This is a genomic window from Kribbella sp. CA-293567 (assembly GCF_027627575.1).
Lineage (GTDB): Bacteria > Actinomycetota > Actinomycetes > Propionibacteriales > Kribbellaceae > Kribbella.
In genome coordinates this window covers 2,777,717-2,799,201 of record NZ_CP114065.1, presented here as the reverse complement: position 1 = coordinate 2,799,201, position 21,485 = coordinate 2,777,717, and the positions used below count along the sequence as shown (strand labels likewise).

General features: G+C 67.6%; 15 protein-coding genes. 6 read left to right on the top strand and 9 right to left on the bottom strand.

Annotated features, from left to right (window positions below; translation table 11 throughout):
- Window positions 1-20 precede the first annotated feature (20 nt).
- On the bottom strand, window positions 21-650 hold the full coding sequence (locus OX958_RS13400; RefSeq protein ID WP_270137649.1) for a hypothetical protein: 630 nt from the start codon (window positions 648-650) through the stop codon (window positions 21-23).
- A gap of 197 nt (window positions 651-847) precedes the next feature.
- Here OX958_RS13400 and OX958_RS13395 point away from each other — a divergent pair, with 197 nt between their 5' ends.
- Window positions 848-1,678 (top strand): aldo/keto reductase, encoded by an 831-nt coding sequence (locus OX958_RS13395; RefSeq protein ID WP_270137648.1) that lies wholly within the window; start codon window positions 848-850, stop codon window positions 1,676-1,678.
- A gap of 158 nt (window positions 1,679-1,836) precedes the next feature.
- Here the strand turns inward: OX958_RS13395 and OX958_RS13390 are convergent, their stop codons facing one another.
- The 4 genes from OX958_RS13390 to OX958_RS13375 all read right to left on the bottom strand — a co-directional run bounded on the left by OX958_RS13390 (window position 1,837) and on the right by OX958_RS13375 (window position 8,390).
- Window positions 1,837-2,616: a DUF6308 family protein gene (locus tag OX958_RS13390; protein ID WP_270137647.1), complete on the bottom strand. Its 780-nt coding sequence runs from the start codon at window positions 2,614-2,616 to the stop codon at window positions 1,837-1,839.
- A 129-nt stretch (window positions 2,617-2,745) separates the two neighbouring features.
- Window positions 2,746-5,637: a vitamin B12-dependent ribonucleotide reductase gene (locus tag OX958_RS13385; RefSeq protein WP_270137646.1), complete on the bottom strand. Its 2,892-nt coding sequence runs from the start codon at window positions 5,635-5,637 to the stop codon at window positions 2,746-2,748.
- Between the two features lie 103 nt (window positions 5,638-5,740).
- Window positions 5,741-6,220: a transcriptional regulator NrdR gene (nrdR, locus tag OX958_RS13380; RefSeq protein WP_026163430.1), complete on the bottom strand. Its 480-nt coding sequence runs from the start codon at window positions 6,218-6,220 to the stop codon at window positions 5,741-5,743.
- Between the two features lie 325 nt (window positions 6,221-6,545).
- On the bottom strand, window positions 6,546-8,390 hold the full coding sequence (locus OX958_RS13375) for a glycerophosphodiester phosphodiesterase (RefSeq protein ID WP_270137645.1): 1,845 nt from the start codon (window positions 8,388-8,390) through the stop codon (window positions 6,546-6,548).
- Window positions 8,391-8,489: 99 nt separating this feature from the next.
- Between OX958_RS13375 and OX958_RS13370 the strand changes: the two genes are divergently transcribed.
- Both OX958_RS13370 and OX958_RS13365 read left to right on the top strand, forming a co-directional pair.
- Complete coding sequence (locus OX958_RS13370) at window positions 8,490-9,440, top strand: nucleoside hydrolase (RefSeq protein ID WP_270137644.1); 951 nt, start codon at window positions 8,490-8,492, stop codon at window positions 9,438-9,440.
- An 89-nt stretch (window positions 9,441-9,529) separates the two neighbouring features.
- Window positions 9,530-10,855 (top strand): Gfo/Idh/MocA family protein, encoded by a 1,326-nt coding sequence (locus OX958_RS13365; protein ID WP_270137643.1) that lies wholly within the window; start codon window positions 9,530-9,532, stop codon window positions 10,853-10,855.
- A gap of 2 nt (window positions 10,856-10,857) precedes the next feature.
- Here the strand turns inward: OX958_RS13365 and OX958_RS13360 are convergent, their stop codons facing one another.
- Window positions 10,858-11,394 (bottom strand): LysM peptidoglycan-binding domain-containing protein, encoded by a 537-nt coding sequence (locus OX958_RS13360; protein WP_270137642.1) that lies wholly within the window; start codon window positions 11,392-11,394, stop codon window positions 10,858-10,860.
- Window positions 11,395-11,763: 369 nt separating this feature from the next.
- Between OX958_RS13360 and lexA the strand changes: the two genes are divergently transcribed.
- From lexA to OX958_RS13345, 3 genes are all read left to right on the top strand, one after another.
- Window positions 11,764-12,546: a transcriptional repressor LexA gene (gene lexA / locus OX958_RS13355; RefSeq protein WP_270137641.1), complete on the top strand. Its 783-nt coding sequence runs from the start codon at window positions 11,764-11,766 to the stop codon at window positions 12,544-12,546.
- 48 nt (window positions 12,547-12,594) lie between these two features.
- Complete coding sequence (locus OX958_RS13350) at window positions 12,595-13,107, top strand: glutathione peroxidase (RefSeq protein WP_270137640.1); 513 nt, start codon at window positions 12,595-12,597, stop codon at window positions 13,105-13,107.
- Window positions 13,108-13,334: 227 nt separating this feature from the next.
- Window positions 13,335-15,680, top strand: a complete 2,346-nt coding sequence (locus tag OX958_RS13345; protein ID WP_270137639.1) for a hypothetical protein — start codon at window positions 13,335-13,337, stop codon at window positions 15,678-15,680.
- Here OX958_RS13345 and ligD read toward each other — a convergent pair.
- The 3 genes from ligD to secD form a co-directional block, all read right to left on the bottom strand.
- A complete protein-coding gene (ligD, locus tag OX958_RS13340) occupies window positions 15,677-16,645 on the bottom strand; it encodes a non-homologous end-joining DNA ligase (RefSeq protein ID WP_270137638.1) in 969 nt (322 codons plus the stop codon). The genes OX958_RS13345 and ligD overlap by 4 nt on opposite strands.
- A gap of 170 nt (window positions 16,646-16,815) precedes the next feature.
- Entirely contained in the window at window positions 16,816-18,795 is a 1,980-nt protein-coding gene (locus OX958_RS13335; protein ID WP_270139055.1) for an ATP-dependent DNA helicase, read from the bottom strand.
- Between the two features lie 131 nt (window positions 18,796-18,926).
- Entirely contained in the window at window positions 18,927-21,227 is a 2,301-nt protein-coding gene (gene secD, locus OX958_RS13330; RefSeq protein ID WP_270137637.1) for a protein translocase subunit SecD, read from the bottom strand.
- Window positions 21,228-21,485: the final 258 nt, after the last annotated feature.

Sequence of the window (21,485 nt, the reverse complement as noted above, 5' to 3'; positions counted from 1 at the left end):
TCACCTGGTGAACGTGGTCGTCAGCCGGCCAAGGAGCGGAGAGCTCGGCGGCTGGGGGTCAGGAGGACCGGTTTGTACGGGCAGCGGGCGTCGGTGAGGGTTTCGTAGGCGCTGATGGCTCGGGTGGCGGCGTCCCAGCCTTGTTCGGCGGGGCTTTTGCCGAGGCCTCGGTTGCGGATGAGGGCGCCGTAGAAGGCGGAGCAGAAGACGGTGGCTTCGTACCAGCCGATGACTGTGCTGGTGCCGATGTAGGTGATGTCGTCCTGGAGGCAGTCGCGGATGGCGCGTTGCCACTTGCCGATGCCGGTTTTGCAGCCGTCGGCGATCACCACGCCGCTGGCGATGCCCCAGGAGCGGTCGAGGAACCAGTCGGCCAGTGCGGTCAGGGAGACCTGGGTCTGGCCGTCGGTGGAGAGGAAGGAGGGCTCGTCGCTGTGGTCACCGTGAGCCATCACGTGCAGCACGGTCGACGGAGTGGTGAGGGCGGAGAAGGCGGTCTCGTGGTCGCGGGTACGGACGAAGTTCACGTCGATCACCGGGCTGTTCCAGCCCGCGTTGATGTTGCTCGTGATGCCCTGGACGAACGTCATCGACGCGTCGAAGGAACTGTCCAGGCCGAGGTCGACCAGCGTGATCAATCGGTTCTTCATCGCCCACCCTCACCAGCCGTGTTCGGGCAGCCGTCCTGCCGACCCCCATGATGACCCAGCCCACCGACAATCCGCTGCCCGCGTCTCGGCGCTCAGTCTCGCCCGCCCGAACGGGGTCGGTACGGGGCGAGGAAAGGGTTTGCTGGGGCCGTGGATACGGTGGCGAGAGAATTGTCAGCGGCTCTTTTGGAGGATCGATGACCAGCGTTCCAACCGTCACCCTGAGCAATGGCGCGGCGTTGCCGCGGCTCGGGCTCGGGACTTCTCCGATGAACGACGACGATGCCGAGCGGGCCGTCGTACAGGCGCTCGAGGTCGGGTATCGGCTGATCGACACGGCGGAGAACTACCGCAACGAGGTCGGTGTCGGGCGTGCGTTGAAGGCGTCCGGGGTGCCGCGGGAGGAACTCTTCGTGACCTCCAAGTTCAACAAGCAGTGGCACAGCGTCGCGGGCGCGCGGACCGCGTTCGAGGCGAGTGCGGAGAAGCTCGGGCTTGAGTACCTCGACTTGCTGTTGATCCACTGGCCGAACCCGGATCAGGACCAGTACGTCGACGCTTGGCGCGGATTGCTTGAACTCCGCGAGGCCGGCCTGGTGCGAGCGATCGGTACGTCGAACTTCAAGCCGGCGCATCTGCAGCGGTTGATCGACGAGACAGGCGTCGCTCCAGAGGTGAACCAGGTGCAGCTCAGCCCTGTGTGGGCGAAGTCGGCTGAGCGCAAGTTCCATGCCGAGCACGGGATTGTCACGGAGGCCTGGAGTCCGCTCGGCAAGGGCACGGATCTGCTGGATCAACCGGCGGTCACGGCGGCTGCCAAGGCGCACGACAAGACTCCGGGGCAGATCGTGCTGCGGTGGGAGGTGCAGCAGGGCGTCGTACCGATTCCCAAGTCGGCAAATCGCGAGCGGCTGGAGCAGAATCTCGCCGTCTTCGACTTCGAGCTGACCGAGGAAGAGATGGCTGGCCTTGCCGCGCTGGACGGCACGGGGTCCGAGCACGCCGATTCGGACCGTTTCGGGCACTGAGTCCGGCCGGCGGTGCTGCTGCGTTGAGCCGCGCCTGCCAGTCGTCAGGTCGGTTCAGGTCTCTCGGATGCGTTCAAGTGCATCTCTGTCCTCGGGGTTCATGGTGTTCCTTCGTTCTCTGGACGACTCTGGCGACCACGAACGCTGTACGGATATCTCTAGCGGTCCGTGGCTTCCATCCAGAGCACGATGTCGTGGACACGGAGGTCGGACCAGTCGACGACCCAGGTTGGGTGTTGTGAGAGGACCTCGTTGCGCGCGTCGTCGATCCAGTGGCGGACCGTGTCGTGGGTGGAGAGGTAGGCGAACACTTGGATGTCGCGAATGAAGGACCCGAGCCGGCCGGGTTTGTTGCCCCGGAGGTGGTTGTCGGAAAGGTAGCTGCAGACTTTGGCGTCGCGGACCGGGAAGAGCATCGGGCGTTTACGGGCGCACATCTTGGAGGCCATCACCCATTGGTCTGTTTGGCGCTTGCCGAGGGCCGGGAGCATCGTCCTGATGGCCGTGTAGAGGTCGTACATGTGCCCGAGGTGTTGCGGGGTGGCGTCCGACAGCGGGATGTTCGGTGGGAGGTGGCGGAGCTTGCCGTTGACGATGGTGCGCAATGCTCCAGGAGTCATGAGTGCTCGCCCAGCATCGGGCGGCACTTCCATGCTGAGGGTGCTCACGGCCCAGAGGTCGGCGGCGGTGATGGCGTAGTCGTCGTACCCCTCGACATCGAGGAATGTGGCCCCGGCGTACCTGCCTGCTGGGTCGTAGTAGGTGAGAAGGTTCTGCACCGCATGGTCGACCGTGTCGTTTCCCCCGGTGAACGCCATCTCTGTCTGTGCGAGCGCTGTCACGAACATGGATTCCTCGACCGGCTTCCAGTCTTTCGGCAGCGTCATGGTCCGACCATCGCCGTAGGGAACGGTCGGCAACGGCTCCAGGGTGCTCATGAACCGATAGTGCCCGCTCCCTCCACTCGACAACGCGAACGAGCCGCAGGTTCCTAGACGAATCCAGGAACCTGCGGCTCTCGTTTGTCACCGCTCAACCTGGCTCAAAATCCAGAGAGAGCGCCGAAATCAGCTGCAGCCGGAGGTGCTGCCGCAGCCTTCGCAGACGTAGCAGGAGCCGGAGGGGCGCATTTTTGTGCCGCAGGTGAAGCACAGGGGGGCGTCCACTGAGGTTCCGGTGATCAGTTCGAACATTTCCGCGGTGGTGCGGACCTCGGAGGAGGCCGGCTTGGCTGCGGCGGCGTCGATGGAGGGGTCCTCCACCTCGATCTTTTCGGCGATCGGTTCGACCGACTTCAGGGACTCGGCTTCCGAGAGCTCGACGGGGGCCGGTTCGTAGGAGCCGGTGTCGAGTTGGCGGGAGCGCTCCTCGGCGGAGTAGATGCCGAGGGCGGCGCGGTCGTCGAAGGACAGGTGGTCCAGCGCCAGGCGGCGGAAGATGTAGTCCATGATCGACTGCGCCATCCGGACGTCCGGGTCGTCGGTCAGGCCGGCCGGCTCGAACTTCAGGTTGGTGAACTTCTGGACGTAGGTCTCCAGCGGCACACCGTGCTGCAGGGCGATCGAGATCGCGATCGAGAAGGCGTCCATCACACCGGCCAGGGTCGAGCCCTGCTTGCCCATCTTCAGGAAGACCTCACCCAGACCGTCGTCGGGGTACGAGCCGGCCGTCATGTAGCCCTCGGCGCCACCGACGCTGAAGGAGGTGGTGCGCGACGGGCGCGACTTCGGCAGGCGCTTGCGGGTCGGGCGGTACTCGATGATCTGCTCGACGACCTTCTCGACGGCAGCCTCGGTCGACGCCTCGGCCTTCTTGGCCTTGGAGTCCGACAGCGGCTGGCCGACCTTGCAGTTGTCGCGGTAGACGGCGAGCGCCTTCAGGCCGAGCTTCCAGCCCTGGAAGTAGACGTCGGCGATCTCCTCGACCGTCGCGGTCTCGGGCAGGTTGACCGTCTTGGAGATCGCGCCGGACAGGAACGGCTGGGCCGCCGCCATCATCCGCACGTGACCCATCGGCTTGATCGCGCGCTCACCCATCGCGGTGTCGAAGATCGAGTAGTGCTCGGTCTTCAGGCCGGGGGCGTCGACGACGTGACCGTTCTCGGAGATGAACTCGACGATCGCCTCGATCGTCTCCTCGGTGTAGCCGTACTGACGCAGGGCCCGCGGCACCGTCTGGTTGACGATCTGCATCGAGCCGCCGCCGACCAGCTTCTTGAACTTGACCAGCGAGAAGTCCGGCTCGATCCCGGTCGTGTCGCAGTCCATCATGAAGCCGATCGTGCCGGTCGGCGCGAGCACCGAGGCCTGCGCGTTGCGCCAGCCGTTCTTGGCGCCGGTCTTCAGGACGCCGTCCCACGCCGCCGTGGCGTGCTTGTGCACGTCGGCGTCGATCGGGTGCACGGTACGGATCGCGTCGTTGGCCGCGGCGTGCTTGCGCATCACCCGGGTGTGCGCGTCCTTGTTGCGCTCGAAACCGTCGTACGGGCCGACGATGCCGGCCAGCTCGGCGGAACGCTTGTACGACGTACCGGTCATCAGGGAGGTGATAGCGCCCGCCAGTGCGCGACCACCGTCGGAGTCGTACGCGTGCCCGGTCGCCATCAGCAGCGCGCCGAGGTTGGCGTAGCCGATGCCCAGCTGCCGGTAGGCGCGGGTGGTGTCGCCGATCGCCTCGGTCGGGAAGTCGGCGAAGCAGATCGAGATGTCCATCGCGGTGATGATCAGCTCGACGGCCTTGACGAAGTTCACCGAGTCGAAGGTGTCGTCGTCCTTGAGGAACTTCATCAGGTTCAGCGACGCGAGGTTGCAGGACGAGTTGTCCAGGTGCATGTACTCCGAGCACGGGTTGGACGCGGTGATCCGGCCCGTCTCCGGGGTGGTGTGCCAGTCGTTGATGGTGTCGTCGTACTGGATGCCCGGGTCGGCGCACGCCCACGCGGCGTGGCTGATCTTGTCGAACAGCTCACGGGCGTCGACGGTCTCGATGATCGAGTTGTCGATCCGGGCCCGCAGGCCGAACTCGCCCTTCTCCTCGACCGCGCGCATGAACTCGTCGGTCACCCGGACCGAGTTGTTCGCGTTCTGGTACTGCACCGAGGTGATGTCGCGGCCGCCGAGGTCCATGTCGTAGCCGGCGTCGCGGAGGACGCGAATCTTGTCCTCCTCGCGCATCTTGGTCTCGACGAACTCCTCGATGTCGGGGTGGTCGACGTCCAGCACGACCATCTTGGCCGCGCGGCGGGTGGCGCCACCGGACTTGATGGTGCCCGCGGACGCGTCGGCGCCCCGCATGAAGCTGACCGGGCCCGAGGCGGTGCCACCGGAGGACTGCAGCAGCTCCTTCGAGGAGCGGATCCGGGACAGGTTCAGGCCGGCGCCGGAGCCGCCCTTGAAGATCAACCCCTCTTCCTTGTACCAGTTCAGGATCGAGTCCATCGAGTCGTCGACGGCGAGGATGAAGCAGGCCGACACCTGCTGCGGGGAGGTGGTCCCGACGTTGAACCAGACCGGCGAGTTGAAGCTGAAGTACTGGTGCAGCAGCATCCAGGTCAGCTCGTGCTCGAACACCTCGGCGTCGGCCGGGGTGGCGAAGTAGCCGTAGTCCTCACCGGCCTTGCGGTAGGTCTTCACGACCCGGTCGAGCAGCTGCTTGAGGCTCCACTCGCGGTTGTCGTGACCGACGGCGCCGCGGAAGTACTTCGTGGTGACGATGGTGGAGGCGTTCACGCTCCAGTAGTCGGGGTACTCCACCCCGCGCTGCTCGAAGACGGTCTCGCCGGTCTTCCAGTTCTGCTGGACGACGTCGCGGCGCTCCCACGTCACCTCGTCGTACGGATGAACACCCTCGGTGGTGAAGATGCGGTCGATGGTGAGTCCCGCGGGCGCGTTCTTGCCCTTGCGGAACCCGGCCGTCGACCTCTTGGTCGACCCCGAATGGCCGGTCACCGTCTCTGTCATGTTGGCTCCTCGCCTGTCAATGTCGCGGTCTGTCGGGACCGCCCCGTTGATGGTGCTCTGGTACTGCGTACTGCGGGTGCCGCTGGCCGTGCTGATCCCCGATTTATGTCTGTACGGACGGCTCGGTGCCCTCGGGCTCCTTCTCGGCCCGGAGCAGCGCGATCTCCGTCTCGAAGTCGTCGGCCGACTCGAACTGCCGGTAGACGCTCGCGAAGCGCAGGTAAGCCACCTCGTCGAGTTCCCGCAGCGGTCCGAGGATCGCCAGGCCGACCTCGTGGGCCGGCACCTCCGGCGAGCCACTGCCCTTCAGCGCGTCCTCGACCTGCTGGCCCAGCCGGGCCAGGGCGTCCACGCCGACGGGCCGGCCCTTGCAGGCCTTGCCGACTCCGTTGATCACTTTTTCCCGGCTGAACGGCTCGGTGGCGCCGGAGCGCTTCACGACCGTCAACTGCATCTGCTCGACGGTGGTGAACCGCTTCTCGCAGACCGGGCACTGCCGCCGGCGGCGGATCGCTCCACCGTCCTCGGCGACCCGGCTGTCGACCACCCGGGAGTCCACGTGCCGGCAGTAAGGACAGTGCATGGCGGACCACTCCTCCCGTAGGTGTTCATCCCCGCCTGGGGATGAATCTGTGGATCAGCTGGGGACAACTTGTGGATGACCTGTGAGTAACCAACCACTACCTGTGGATGACTTACAGGGGTGTAACTACTACATCTAGGGATGCTACGTCCGTCGTCCGACACTTTGCAAGAACGCTCCGATCCCGCGCGCGTCTCTATGTTTCAACACTCGCGCGGCCGGGTGTAGTCCCGCGTGGCGCCGCTGCGGGAGCCCGCCGGAGGAGCAAAATGCAGCCGGCCGGACCCCGAGGCGAATCACCCCAGAGCCCGGCCGGCGGCCGCGATCAGCGCGTTGCGAGGAGCCGCGCCTCCGCCACGATCTGCTGGCGCCGTACTGCGCTCAAACCCGCCGCCGCGGGCGTCCCGGCATAGGTGGCCAGTACGCCGTACTGGCGACGGCCGAGCAGTGTCGTCATGGTCGAGACCGCGGCCTGAGATGCGCCAGAGGTCAGGACCAGGTGCGCGAGCCCGGTCGGTGTCGCGACGATCTCGAAGCCGGACACCGCCATCGGTGTGCCGCCGATCAGCACCTTGATCTCATGCCGGCCCGCCGCGAGCGAGGTCGTGTTCACCGGCGTGCCGTTCTCGATCGGCTGCCCATCCAGGGTGATGGTCGCGGGCTCGGTCGAGGACACCGCGATGCGCAGATCCTGGGCGCGGTCGATCTTGGCTCCGGCGGCCGGGTTGACGACGGTCACCTGCGGCTTCGCCCGCTGCAGGAAGGCGGCGTTCCAACCGGCGAGCTCCGCCGGGCGGTTGGTGATCACACCATCCACCCCGGCCTTCTCCAGCGCGTTCCAGCGGGTCGCGTCGTCGACCGTCCATACATTCACGGCGACTCCGGCCGCGTGCAGCTCAGCGATCGCTGCCGGGCGGGCCGCCAGCGCTGCGTCCGACGGGTTGTAGGCCGAGAGGTCGAGGTCCTTGGCGATGGCGACCGGGTCGGGGTCGAGGGCGCTGCGCAGCAGGCCGAGCGGCAGTTCGGGCGCCAACTCGCGCATCCAGCGGAGATGCTGCGGCTCGAAGCTCTGGACGAAGACGCGACTGCTCATTTTCCGATTCCGGATCTCGGTGACGATCCGGGCGACCTCAGCCCTGGTGTGCGTTCCCTTGACCTCCAGCAGCAGGTTGCCACCGCGGGTCCGGAGACCGTCCAACTGCTGGCCCAGCGTCGGCACCCGCTGTCCCTCGAAGGCCGGCGCGAACCACGAACCGGCGTCCAGGGCGGCCACCTGCGCAGCGGTCAACGACCGGACGGCGCCCGTTCCATCGGTGGTTCGATCCACGGTGGTGTCGTGCAGGATCACCGGTACGCCGTCCTTCGTCGGCTGGACGTCGTTCTCGATCCACTCGGACCGGGCCCGGCGGGCGACTTCATCGGATGCCGCCGTGTTCTCCGGAGCGGCCGACGAACCGCCACGATGCGCCCACACGCGAAGCGGGTCACCCGGCTTGCGGATGAACGACTCCCGCGCCAGCGGAGTCACCTTCAAGTCGTCGAACGACACGGTGGCGCCGTTGACGACCAACGCCTGTACGCCGCCGGCCGTCCGGTTCACCATGCTGGTGCGGAGCGACTGCCGCCCATCGACGTACCAGGTTGCCCTCGAGCCGCGGACTTCTACGGCCACCGCGACCTCCTTGCCGACTCCGACCTCGATCGGGGCAGCCGCGGTGTCGGTGACGCTCCAGGTGTTCGAGGGGGTCCGTTGGGCGAACTCGAGGCCGTTGGCCGCCGTCGAGCCGTTGCGCAGGGTCGCGATCGACCAAGGCACCGCGCCGGCCGGGGCGAGATCGAGGCCGAAGGCGACCCAGCGGCCGGCATCGAGAGCGGAGTCGAAGCGGAGACGGCTTTCGATCCGGTAGTCGGTCAGCGGGGCGCCGAAGGTGATGCGGCTCAGCTGGCTCGCGGTGGCCGACGTACCGACGAGGCGGCCGTTCTGCACCTTCCAGGTGCCGTCGACCGCCTTCCAGCCGGCCGGCAGGCCGGGGCCGTCGAAGGTCTCGTTCACCGTGGGGGCGTCGGCCATGGCCGACGGCTCGGCCTGGGCTGGTGAAGTGGTCAGCAGGGCAGTGATCGTGGCGAGGGCTACGAGCACTGCGCGGGGGCGGTGTCGAGTGAGCTTCATGGATCCCGAACGTAGGAAACTCACAAGAACTACGCCAGAGCCTGTGATGAATTGACCACCAACCTTCAGTGGCTGCCCCGATAGGCGAGGATAGGGCGCATGAAACCGGTCATCCTCGATGTCGACACCGGGCTGGACGACGCCTGCGCACTGCTTCTGGCCGCCCGGCACCCCGAGCTCGACCTCAAGGCGGTCACCTGCGTCGGCGGGAACGTCGGCCTCGACCAGGTCGTCGTCAACACGCTGACAGTGCTCGAGGCCGCCGGCCGCACGGACGTCCCGGTAGGCCGCGGCGCCGCGCTCCCCCTGCTGCAGCCGGTCCGGACCGCGGCGCATGTCCACGGCGCTGACGGCCTGGGCGATCTCGGCTGGCCACGCTCCACCCGTACTGCGGACGCCCGGCACGCTGTCGAGCTGCTTCGTGACGCGCTCTCCGAGGCCGCCCGGACCGGCGAACTGGTGACCCTGATCCCGCTCGCGCCGATGACCAACATCGCGCTGCTGCTGCGGACCTATCCCGAGGCCGCGGCCGGTCTTCGCGAGATCGTCTTCATGGGCGGCGCGGCCGGGATCGGCAACGCGACCGCCTCCGCGGAGTTCAACATCTGGACCGACCCCGAGGCCGCGGCGATCACACTCGCCGCGGCGTCCGAACTCGGCGTACCGGTCACGATGTACGCCCTGGACGTCTTCTACGACGTCGTCATCTCGCTGGACGAGGCAAAGACACTCAGCGGCTCACCATCGGCGGACCTGGCGCGGCGACTGATCGAGCGACGCAGCGAGCTCTACAAGTCGGATGGCGCGAGTATCGGTGACGGCGGCGCGCTCTGCGCCGTGATCGATCCGGACGCGCTCACCACACAGCCCTTCCCGCTCCGGGTGGAGCTGTCCGGCAGCTGGTCCCGAGGACGCACCATCGTCGACACCCGGGACTGGTCGGGCGACCTGACCACCGACCCGCACGGCGCGGCAGCGCCCGTCGTACAGGTCGCGACCGCCGTGGACGGCCGGCGGTACGCCGACCTGTGGCTGGAGACGGTGCGTTAGCGACCGGTTCCGGTCACCGGGTTGTTCCGGTCAAGGCGGCGTGATTGCATGGCAAGCGCTTCCCGAGCCGATCTCACCAGGAGTCTGCCTTGTCTGCAGCTGCCCAGGAACGCCGTCGCTACGCCGTGGTCGGGTTGGGGGCCCGGGCCCAGACCTTCGTGAACGCGCTGGCCGGCCCGTACGCCGATCGCGCCGAACTGGTCGGCTTCTGCGACCTGAACCAGACCCGGATGGCGGTGCACAACCGCTGGCTGACCGAGAGGTTCGGGGCGCCGGCGGTTCCGCAGTACGCCGCCGCCGACTTCGGCCGGATGCTGACCGAGCAGCGCGTCGACGCGGTCGTGGTGACCTCGATGGACCGGACCCACGACGACTACATCGTGGCAGCGCTGGAAGCCGGGCTCGAGGTGATCACCGAAAAGCCGATGACGACGGATTCGGAGCGCTGCCGGCGAATCCTCGCGGCGGCGGAGAAAGCATCCGGCAGCATGCGGGTGGCGTTCAACTATCGCTACAACCCGGTGCACGAGAAGGTTCGTGAGGTGCTCGCGTCGGGGGCGATCGGGGAGATCGGTTCGGTGCATTTCGAGTGGTTGCTCGACGTGCGGCACGGGGCCGACTACTTCCGCCGCTGGCATCGCGACAAGGCGAACGCGGGCGGATTGATGGTGCACAAGGCGACTCACCACTTCGACCTGGTGAACTGGTGGATCGACGCCGAGCCGGTGACGGTCTTCGCCGACGGAAAGTTGTTCTTCTACGGCGAGAAGAACGGGAAGCAGCGAGGCCTGGCCCGCGATTACGACCGCGCCGCCGGTGCCACCGCCGCGGCGGACGACCCGTTCGCGATCGACCTGGCCGCCTCGGCACAGTTGCGCGAGTTGTATCTGGAGGCGGAGCACGAGGACGGCTACCACCGCGACCAGAACGTCTTCTCCCCGGGAATCACGATCGAGGACGACATGGCGGTGCTGGTTCGGTACTCCACCGGCGCCTCGCTGAGCTACCACCTGACGGCGTACTCACCGTGGGAAGGCTATCGGATCGCCTTCAACGGAAGCGCCGGCCGGTTGGAGCTCCTGGTCAGGGAGAACACCTTCGCGACGCCACCGAAGGATCAGCAGTACGCGACCGCGGTGCAGCACGGCGACGCGAAGCCGGGCGAGACCGAGGCGCTGTTGACCTTGCATCCGCTCTGGGAGCCGCCGCGGACACTGCTGCGCGGCGAACTGGGCCAAGGCCACGGCGGCGGCGACGAGCGATTGATGGAATCGCTTTTCGGCGACCCGGCCGACGACCCACTCGGCCGAGGCGCGGACCACCACGACGGCGCCCGCTCGCTACTCGTCGGCCTGGCGGCCAACCGGTCCTTCGAAACCGGCCAGGTCGTCCAGGTCTCCTCCCTGCTCGACTGAGGTCAGCGCACCGGGATCAGCAGGGTTTGGCCGGGGATCACATCGGAGCTGGTGCGGAGGTTGTTGAGGTCGGCGATCTGCTCGACGACGAGGGCGGTGTCCTCGGCCGGGTTGGTCTCCTGGGCGATGGACCAGAGGGTCTGACCGGCCCCCACCTCCACCTGGACGGTGTGGTCGAACCGCGGCGTCGGGTCGAGCACACCGGCCACTCGGAGACCGAGCACGGCCACGGCCGCTCCGAAGACCAGCACCGACACCACGGTCAGCAGCACCTTGCCCCGGCGGGTCAGTTGCAGGACAGAGGGCTCGATGTCGGTGGACCAGGACCTCCCCCGCGACGCTCCGGTCCCGCTCGCACCTCGCAGTTGGGCTTCACGGCCCAGGACCTCTCCCGAACAGGCACGGGCCGGCAGTGGCTCCGTGGTGGTGCCGGCGATCCGGCGACGGCGCCGCGTCTCGCCGGGTGACTGCGTCACCTCGGTCGCGGGCGTCGTCACGTCTGCTGCCAGGGCTCCTGACGCCAGTGCCGCTGTGCTCATCGGATCCTCCAGACCTCGTGTTCTGGTGCCAACTGCGGTGTCGATCTCTGTCTACCGGGCGCCTCCGACAGTTTTCGGCCGAGGACCTCCGGACACCGCACCGGCGACCAGCCGAACACCTGTTCGATCGAACGCCTGTACGAATGATTAACCGACAGCCGTCCGGCACGCAACCATTTCCAACCAGGACACGCCGGGAAAATTCCCGGCCGATCGGGGCTCTATAACCTGACACGCGAACAAACGTGCGAACCGACACGCCTTCGAACAGATGTTTGAAGAATCTCAGGATTCGGTCTACGGTCTTCTCAGTCGACAAAGCCTGGCCGGTGCCCGATTGACCGGCCCGACCCGAGGAGAAGCCTGACCATGGCCAGGACGCCGAGCGGTTCCAGCAAGGACGATCGCAGTACCGCGGGGCCTGCAGGCAAGGCCGCCAAGACCGTCTCCGAGCTGCCCGACGGCCCCGCCGACGCCACCGGTCTGACTCCGCGGCAACGCCGGGTGCTCGACGTGATCCGGGACTCCGTCGACAGCCGTGGCTACCCGCCCTCGATGCGCGAGATCGGCGAGAAGGTCGGCCTGACCAGCTCCTCGTCGGTGTCGCACCAACTGAAGGTGCTGGAGCAGAAGGGTCTGCTGCGCCGCGACCCGAACCGGCCGCGCGCGATCGAGGTCCGCTACCCCAACGAGGTCGCCGACGTCGCCCGCCGGGGGTCGATCGGCTCGGTCCGGCAGACGTCGTACGACGAGACCGGAGCCGGCGACGCGCACCCGGCCGCGGTCTACGTGCCGGTGGTCGGCCAGATCGCCGCCGGTAACCCGATCCTGGCGGAGCAGGACATCGAGGAGGTCTTCCCGTTGCCCAAGGCAATGGTCGGGGAAGGCACCCTGTTCATGCTCAAGGTCAAGGGTGAGTCGATGATCGAGGCGGCCATCTGCGACGGCGACTGGGTGGTCGTGCGCCAGGAGCAGACCGCGGAGAACGGTGACATCGTCGCTGCCATGATCGACGGCGAGGCGACCGTGAAGACGTTCAAGAAGACCGCGACCGAGATTCTGCTGATGCCGCACAACCCGGCGTTCGAGCCGATCGACGGCAAGAACGCGGTCATCCTCGGAAAGGTCGTAACAGTTCTGCGGCGTGTCTGACATCTCAGACGGCGCGCGGAGTCGCGCGTGTCATGTCAGGATTGAGATATGACGACTGTCTATGACTTCAGCGCCACCCGGATCGAAGGCAATGAACAGTCTCTTGCCGACTTCCGTGACCAGGTGCTTCTGGTGGTGAACACGGCTTCGCAATGTAGCCAGACGCCGCAGTACAGCGGACTCCAGAAGCTCTACAAGACGTACCGCAAACAAGGCTTCGCGGTGCTCGGTTTTCCCTGCGACCAGTTCGGCCACCAGGAGCCCGGCGACGAGAACGAGATCGCGAACTTCTGTTCGACGATCTACCACGTCACGTTCCCGATGTTCGCCAAGATCGACGTGAACGGCTCCAAGACGCCCGAGCTCTACAACTGGCTGAAGCGCGAACAGGGCGGCCTGCTCGGCGGCCGGATCAAATGGAACTTCACCAAGTTCCTGATCGGCCGCGACGGCGGGGTGATCGCCCGGTACGCGCCGACGAACACTCCCGAGAAGCTCGCGGACAAGATCGAGGCCGCCCTCGCGGTGCCGGCGCCGAGCCGGCGCGACTCAGGCGACTGATTCACCGCTCGCGGTAGCTGGCATCGATTCCGGACCACGTCTGGAATCGATGCCTTTTCTGTGCCTGCGACAGTGAGTCAGCTCTCGTCGCAGTGCAAAGCCATTTTTCGCCACCTGACGACCCGGGTAGAGACCTTACGGTCCCGCCCGAATCAGGCGTACTGACCTGTAGACGTTTCGGCCATGACCGATATACCGTCGAATGAACCGTCGCAGGGAGAACCGCCATGATTCCGCGCCGTCGTTCGCTCCAGCGTGCCGTCGAACTCCTCGCCATGCTGGCTGTCCTCACATTCGCCGCCCCAATCGCCGCCCAGGCCGCCGACCCGCTGCCCGGGCCATTGTCAGAGGTGCTCGAGCACCCCATCAGGCCGCCGCTGTCCGCCGCACCCGAAGTCATCAAAGACCTTGGCGCTCCTCTCACCTCGTTGACGGTGATGGAGGGCGCTTTCGGCCGAGAACCCGACGGCCGCGATGTCGTCTACGCCGTGCCGGCCGGTGAGAACGCCCAGCTCAACGTCGTGGACGTCCACAGCCGCCAGTTGCTCCGCGCCATCCCGCTGCCCGGAGCGGCCGGAGCGTGGGCGATCACCGTCGCGACCGACGGCAGCGTGTACGTCGGCTCCTACGCCAACGCCCATCTCTACCGCTATCGCCCCGAGACGGGCACGGTCACCGACCTCGGTCAGCCGGTCCGCGGCGAGTCGTCGATGTACGGCCTGACCGCCGGACGCGACGGTGCCGTCTATGCCGGCACGTACCCGAACGCGCACGCGTTCAAGTACGACCCGGTGACCAACGAGTTCACCGACTACGGCTCGCTGGACCCGGTCCAGCAGTACGTCCGGGCCGCCGTCTACGACCCTGACCACAACGTGCTCTTCGCCGGCCTCGCCACGCCGGCGGCCAAGCTGATCCGGATCGATCTGACCACCGGCGCCAAACTGGACATCACTCCCCCAGGGCTGACGGCCAAGGACTTCCAGGATCTCGACTACGCGGACGGCCGGGTCTTCGGCAACGCCAGCCTGCGCCTGATCGTCATCGACGCGGTGACCAACCAGCAACTCAGCTTCACCGACGCGGAGACCGGTAACCAGGTCACCGACTACCCGATCGGTGCCCGCGGTGTCTCGAACGCCGGTCCCGGCGGCGTCTACTTCACCTTCAACACCGCCCTCATCCGCTACGACCTGGAGACCAACACAGTCGGCCCAGTGGCATCCGGCGTCCGGATCACCAGAGGCGCCGCGATCGGGTACGGCTGGATCACCGACAACCGGCAGCCGATGCTCTACGGCCTGGGCGGGAACTACTCCGGTGGAACCTGGCGCTACAACCCGCAGACCGGTGTACTGGAGCAGTGGACGTCGCCCTTCAAGTACGTCGGCGCGCCGTTGATGCACACGATCGCGGATCCGGTGACCGGCAAGATCCTGGTCAACGCGTTCCTCAACGGCTCGACCGCCAGCTACGACCCGGTCACCGCCCGGACCACTGCGACCGCCCGGCAAGGCCAGGTCGAGGGCTGGTCCTGGGACGCGGCCAGCAAGCTCTACGTCGGCATCTATCCGTACGGCCGGCTGTCTGCCTGGGATCCCAACCAGCCGGAGAGCCCGACCAATCCACGGGTCCTCTTCAGCCTGGTCGACAGCGACCTGCAGAACCGTCCGGTCTCGGTCGTTCCCGCCGGTGACCGCGTCTACCTCGGCACCACTCCCGCGTACGGCGAGTACGGCGGAGCGCTCACCGTCTACACGATCTCGACCGGCACCGTGGCCGTCCATCGCAACATCGTGGCCGACCAGACCATCGCGTCGGTGCTGCCGGTCGGGTCGGCTGTCTGGGCCGGCTCGAGCATCGAGAGCGGGCAGGGCACGGAGCCCCGGGCGACAGAGGCTCACCTGGTCAAGGTCGATCCGGCCACCGGCGCGGTGACCAAGGACGTCGTACCGGTGCCGGGCGCGATCAGCATCACCGAGTTGAGTCTTGGCTCCGACGGCAACGTGTGGGGTCTGGCCGACGGCACGGTCTTCGTGGCCGACCCGACGACCGGAGAAGTCATCCGCCGCATCCCCGTCTTCAACGCCAGAACCGGCGCCGCGGACGGAGCGATGTCGTGGCGCGACGGCTACCTGTACTCCGTTGCCGGCGGTCGCCTGTTCATGATCGACAGCCTGTCAGGCGCCAACACCGTACTGCGCGATCGCGGCCTCTACCGGCTGACTCAGGCACCGACCGGCCTCTACTACATGCTGCTCCGGCCCGACGGTTACACCAACCAGACCAACCTGGCTTCCTACACTCCCCCGGTCGATCCCTGTCCCCGCTCGGATCTGCGGCCGACGGTGTGGACCGGCAACATCGACAGCTCGGTGGTGAACCGCCACGTGCGCTACGGCTGCACGCTGATCGATGATCTGCCGGATGCAGAGGCCAACTGGCCGAGCCATCAGGCTTACGTCACCGCTGTCGGAACCAAGAGCGCGCAACTGGTGCAGGCCGGCACGATCACCTACGCGGAGGGATACAAGATCCTGCTTGCTGCCAAGCGGTCGGACGTCGGCCGCTAACGCAGGACCGAGGACGGATCGATGTCGAACCGGAGGCCCCGGAAGACCGGATGACGAAGGCGTCCGTCGGCGGCCCAGCCGGAATAGGTGACCTCGGCAACCAACAGCGGGTCGAGCCAGTGTGCGGCCCGGCGGTCACCGGCCGGGATGCCGGCGGCGTCGAACGGCGGGGTGTCGATCTCGAGAGCTGCGAGCTCGGCACCCAGCACCTCCAGCATCGCGAAGTCGAGCCCGGAACCGACCTTGCCGACCATCACCAACTCGCCCCCGGGCTCGGCGTAGGCACCGCAGTACAGGGAACCGATCTTGCCCTGGCGGTTGCCTTCGCCGGGGTGCCAGCCGCAGAGGATCACGTCGCGGGTGATGACCGGTTTGATCTTGACCCAGTCCGAGCTGCGTTTGCCCGGCAGGTACCGCGACTTGCGGCGTTTGGCGACGACGCCTTCCAGGCCTTGCGAAACGGACAACTCGAGCGCCTCGTCGCTGTCGGCGTACGCCGGCGGCACCTCCCAGAACGGGTCACCGAGGTCGAGCGAGTCGAGCAGCGCCCGGCGGTCGTCGTACGTTGCCTCTAGCAACGAGCGGCCGGCGTACCGGAGGACGTCGAAGACCCGGACCGAGACCGGCACCTGGTTGATCAGCTGGGCCAGCTGGCGTGGATCGCGAACGTGCATCCGGCGTTGCAGCAACCCGAACGACGGTGCGCCGGACTCGTCGAGGGTGACGATCTCGCCGTCCAGTACCGCGGGAAGTTCCAGCCCTGGCGCCGTCGCGAGCCCGAGCAGCTCGGGATAGCCACCCGACACGTCCCGGCTGTTGCGTGACCACAACCGGCAGCCGCTCTCGTCGACCTCCGCGATCACCCGGATGCCGTCCCACTTGAGCTCGTAGGACCAGCCCGGCCCGGACGGCATCGTGCCGAGCGCTGCCATCATCGGCAGCACAGGCGGCTCCGTCCCGGGCATCCGGGCAGGACGTGTCACTCGATTCCCTGCAGTCGCGAGCAGGTGCTCGGCGCGGTAGCTCGGCGTGCTGGAGCGAAGGCCTCGATGTTCTTCCATCGTGGTCTTTGCTCCAGTGCGCCGAGGTGCCGTGCCGAGTGCCGCGCAGCACGCAGGGAATCGAGTGACACGTCCTAGTCCTGGAGTCTCTTCAGGGCGCCGAGCACCTTCTCACGATCGGCTGTCGGCCACATCGGTGGCAAGGAGGCGCGCAGGTAGCCGCCGTACCGAGCCGTGACGATGCGCGGATCGAGGATCGCGACGACGCCCTTGTCGGAGGTCCGGCGGATCAGCCGGCCGGTGCCCTGCGCGAGCAGCAAGGCGGCGTGGGTCGCGGCGACCGCCATGAAGCCGTTGCCGCCCGCCTCGTCGACGGCGCGCTGCCGGGCCGCCATCAGCGGCTCGTCGGGTCGCGGGAAAGGCACCCGGTCGATGATCACCAGATTGCAGGTCGAGCCCGGTACGTCGATGCCCTGCCACAGCGACAGCGTGCCGAACAGCGAGGTCTCGGGGTCCTCGACGAACTCCCGGGACAGCTCCCCCAGCTGCGCGTCCCCCTGGCAGAGCACCTTCAGCTCGGTCGCCTCGCGAACCGCCGCCGTCGCGGCCTCCGCCGCGCGGCGCGACGAGAACAATCCGAGCGTCCGCCCCCCCGCGGCGAGGATCAGGTCGATGATCTCGTCGAACTGCGGTTTGCCCAGCCCGTCGCGATGCGGCGGCGGCAGGTGCTTGGCGACGTACAGGATGCCTTGCTTCTCGTACTCGAAAGGCGAGCCGACGTCGAGGCCACGCCACGGCAGCGGAGCGGTCTCCGACTCGGGGGTGGCCACTTCGGGCACCTCGTCGGAGATCTCCAGCTTGTCGGCGGGGCGGAGCCCGACCTGCCGGGCGATCGCGTCGAAGTCACCGCCGAGGGTCAGCGTCGCGGAGGTCAGCACGACGGTGCGGTCCTTCAGCACCAGCTCGCGCAGCAATCCGGCGACGGTGAGCGGTGCGATCCGCAGCTCGCGGCCGAACCGGTCGCGGTCGACCAGCCAGACGACGTCCAGATCGTTCAGTGCCGCAACCCGCTCGGCGACGTCGAAGATCTCCTTGACCGCGCCCTTGGACTGCCGCTTGGCGCCGTCGGGATCGTCGTCCTTGTCGTCGGACTTCTTGGTCAGGTCCGACAGCACCCCGCGGGCCGCGTCGCGGACCAGCCCTGCTGCCTCCAGCACGACGCCGTTGGCCGCCTCGATCCGGCCCTCACGGGTCTCGTCGAGCGCCGCCCGGAGTGCGTCGGACGCGTCGATCAGGTCGTCGGCGTTGTCGTCGTCGACGAACCGGCGGGCGCGCTTGGCGGCCCGCTCCACCATCTGCGGGGACAGCTCGTCACCGGCGGCACCGGTGACCCGGGCCGGCAGTTCGTGCGCCTCGTCCACGATCACCACGTCGTGCTCGGGCAGCACCGTGCGGTTCTCGAAGGCGTCGATCGAGAGCAGGGCGTGGTTGGTGATCACGATGTCGGCCTTGCGCGCCTGCTCCTTGGCCTTCTCGGCGAAACACTCCTCGCCGTAGGGGCACTTCTGGGCGCCGAGGCACTCACGGGCGGCGATCGCGACCTGCTGCCAGGCCTGGTACTGATGGGTGGGCGCGTGATCGCGGTCGCCGGCCTCGCCGTCGAGCAGTTGCTGCTCGGCCCAGTCCCGCAGCTCGAGCACCTGCTGGCCGACCGGCCCGGCCGGCGGCATGTCGATCAGCATGCCGTCCTCGTCAGGCGCGCCCTCTCGGATGCGGTGCAGGCAGGCGTAGTTGTTGCGGCCCTTCTGGATCGCGTACGACGGGCGGCGCGGCAGCAGCTTCTCGGTCGCGTCGAGCAAGGCCGGCACATCCCGGTCGACCAGCTGCGACTGAAGCGTCAGCGTCGCCGTCGAGACGACCACCCGGCGGTTCTCCACCGCGTGGATCAGCGCGGGCACCAGATAGCCGAGCGACTTGCCGGTCCCCGTCCCTGCCTGCACCAGGAGGTGGGATCCGTCGTGCATGGATCCGTTCACCGCTTCGGCCATCTCGACCTGGCCCGGGCGCGTTTGCCCACCGATTCCGGAGACCGCGGCCTCCAGGAGTTCCCGCACTTCGACACCCACCGCATCACCCTAGCCGCAGCCACGGACATTCACCGAAGCCCGACCGGCCGGCCTGTGGACGAACCTCCGGTGAACGCAGAACTGCCCCCGGCCATCGTGATGGCCGGGGGCAGTGCGGGTCAGACGACGGCGCCGCGGTCCGGTTCGGCGTCGCGGTCACGCTGCTTGGCCTTGGGCCGAGGCGGCGGGGCCGGGTACCGCTTCTCCAGCTCGACCAGCAGCGGCGCCGCGGTCAGGTTGGAGGAGTAGGTGCCGACCAGGATGCCGATCAGTAGCGCGAGCGCGAAGTCGCTGAGCGAGTCGCCGCCGAGGAACAGCAACGCGGTCAGGATGAACAGCGTGCTGATACCGGTGTTGATCGTCCGCGGCAGCACGTTGATGATCGCGGTGTCGATCACCGGACCCAGCGCGTCGGTGGCCCGCGCGTTGCGGGTCTCCCGGATCCGGTCGAAGACGACGACCGAGTCGTTGACCGTGTAACCGATGATGGTCAGCATCGCGGCCAGGAAGATGCCGTCGACCGGTTTGCCGGTCCAGGCGAAGACACCGATCACGACGGCCACGTTCTGCAGCAGGGCCAGGACGGCGCCGGCGCCGAAGGTCCAGCGGAACCGGATCGCCAGGTACGCCAACTGCGCCAGCAGGGCGACACCGAGCGCGATCAGCGCCTTGTTCCGCAGTTCGCTGCCCAGCGACGGGCCGATGCTCTCGTTGCGGATCAGTTCGGTGCCGCCGCCGATCCGGGAGATCGACTCGCGGATCTTCTCGGTCTCGTCGTCGGTGATGGTGCCGGTCCGGACGGTGATGTCGTCGGCACCGGAGGACTGGACCACGGCGTTGGGGTAGCCGGCCTCGGCCACCGCGGCGCGGGCCTGGTCCGGGGTGATCTGCTGGGCCGTGCTCACCTCGAGCAACCGGCCGCCGGTGAACTCGATGCCGAGGTTCAGCCCGCGGATACCGATTCCGGCGAGGCTGATGACGATCGCGGCAGCCGTGATGACCAGCCAGCGGCGGCTGTGCTTCATCAGCGGCGGCTTCTTCGCCTCCAGCCAGGTCCGCACCCGGCCGTGGCCGGCGATACCGCTCAGCGCGGGCCGCTTCATGACGAACTTGCGGGAGACGAAGAACTCGGCCAGCACCCGGGTGATGACGAGGGCGGACAGCATCGAGGCCACCACACCGATGCTCAGCGTCACACCGAAGCCCCGGACCGGTCCGGCGGCCAGGAAGAACAGCAGTCCGGCCGCGAGCAGCGTGGTGATGTTGGAGTCGGCGATCGCGGAGAGCGCGTTCTGGAAACCGCTGCGCAGAGATCTCCCCAGCCCGTCGGTGCGCCCGCCGATGTAGTCCTCGCGGGCTCGCTCGAAGACCAGCACGTTGGCGTCGACCGCCATGCCGATGGCGAGCACGAAGCCGGCCAGACCGGGCAGGGTCAAGGTGGCGCCCAGCAGCGTCAGTACGGCGTACGACATGCCGGCGTAGGCGATCAGGCCGATCACGGCCATCAGGCCGACCAGCCGGTAGACGATGGTGATGAACAGCGCGGTCAGCGCGACGCCGATCAGGCCGGCCATCGCGCTCGCCTGGATCGCGTCCTTGCCCAGCGACGGACCGACGACGCGCTGGTCGATGACCTGGACCGGGACCGGCAGCGCGCCGCCCTCGATCAGCGCGGCCAGATCCTTGGCCTGTGCCTCGGTGAAGGAGCCGGTGATCGTGCTCTGGCCACCGACGATGCCGATGTTGCAGAGCTGGGTGCCGCCGTTCGGGTCCACCTGCGGGGCGCTGATCACCTCGTTGTCGAGGACGATCGCGACCTGGCGCTTCGGGGTGTTGACCGGCTCGCAGGCGGCCTTGCCGGTGATGTTCGCCCAGATCTTGCCGCCGTCGTCCTTGAAGTCCATCTGGACGAACCAGCCCTGCGCGGCCTGCTGCGGGTCGATCAGGCCGTCCGCGCCGCTGATCTTCTCGCCGGTCATCGCGAGCTTGGCCAGCCGGAGGAACCCGGGCCCGTTGTCGTTCTTCAGGTAGAGCTCGCCCGCCGCGGGCTTGGCCGGCTTGGCCTCGACCAGGTCGAGCACCTGGTGGAAGGACAGCTGGGCGGTCTTGCCGATCACCTTGGCCGCCTCGCGCGGGTCCTGCACGCCGGGCAGTTCGACGATGATCCGCTTCTCACCCTGCCGGGTCACGCTCGGCTCACTGACGCCGAGGGCGTCGATCCGGCGGCGCAGTACCTCCAGCGACTTGTCGGTGGTCTCCTTGTTCGCCTTCACCGTCGGCGAGTCGCTCGCCTCCAGGACGATCTGGGTACCGCCGCGCAGGTCGAGCCCGAGTTCGGGCTTGGCCGTCAGGACGACGTACGTCGACGCCGCGAAAACGAGGAACGCGAACAGCGCGCGGACCAGGGACGACCGGTTCACCAAGAGCCTCCGAAGAGTGGGCACCCACGGTGTGGGTGTCGTGACACAGAGCATTCCACTGGGCGTGGAACGCACAGTCTACGAACGGGCGCAAGTCGGCGGTCATCCCCGGGGGGTGCGACGGCGGCGCGGCTCTGTCAGCCCAGTGCCATGGCATCACCGCGCAGCAGAAGTGATTGACCTGTCAGGCGACAGGCCCTAACTTCTCATCCACTCGCTCCGTAGTCACTCACGGACCGAGTGTGATCACCCCTCCGC

Coding starts and splice junctions, on each gene's coding strand:
- OX958_RS13400 (WP_270137649.1), bottom strand. CDS start 650: ATGAAGAACCGATTGATCACGCTGGTCGACCTCGGCCTGGACAGTTCC.
- OX958_RS13395 (WP_270137648.1), top strand. CDS start 848: ATGACCAGCGTTCCAACCGTCACCCTGAGCAATGGCGCGGCGTTGCCG.
- OX958_RS13390 (WP_270137647.1), bottom strand. CDS start 2,616: ATGAGCACCCTGGAGCCGTTGCCGACCGTTCCCTACGGCGATGGTCGG.
- OX958_RS13385 (WP_270137646.1), bottom strand. CDS start 5,637: ATGACAGAGACGGTGACCGGCCATTCGGGGTCGACCAAGAGGTCGACG.
- nrdR (WP_026163430.1), bottom strand. CDS start 6,220: ATGCACTGTCCTTACTGCCGGCACGTGGACTCCCGGGTGGTCGACAGC.
- OX958_RS13375 (WP_270137645.1), bottom strand. CDS start 8,390: ATGAAGCTCACTCGACACCGCCCCCGCGCAGTGCTCGTAGCCCTCGCC.
- OX958_RS13370 (WP_270137644.1), top strand. CDS start 8,490: ATGAAACCGGTCATCCTCGATGTCGACACCGGGCTGGACGACGCCTGC.
- OX958_RS13360 (WP_270137642.1), bottom strand. CDS start 11,394: ATGAGCACAGCGGCACTGGCGTCAGGAGCCCTGGCAGCAGACGTGACG.
- lexA (WP_270137641.1), top strand. CDS start 11,764: ATGGCCAGGACGCCGAGCGGTTCCAGCAAGGACGATCGCAGTACCGCG.
- OX958_RS13350 (WP_270137640.1), top strand. CDS start 12,595: ATGACGACTGTCTATGACTTCAGCGCCACCCGGATCGAAGGCAATGAA.
- OX958_RS13345 (WP_270137639.1), top strand. CDS start 13,335: ATGATTCCGCGCCGTCGTTCGCTCCAGCGTGCCGTCGAACTCCTCGCC.
- ligD (WP_270137638.1), bottom strand. CDS start 16,645: ATGCCCGGGACGGAGCCGCCTGTGCTGCCGATGATGGCAGCGCTCGGC.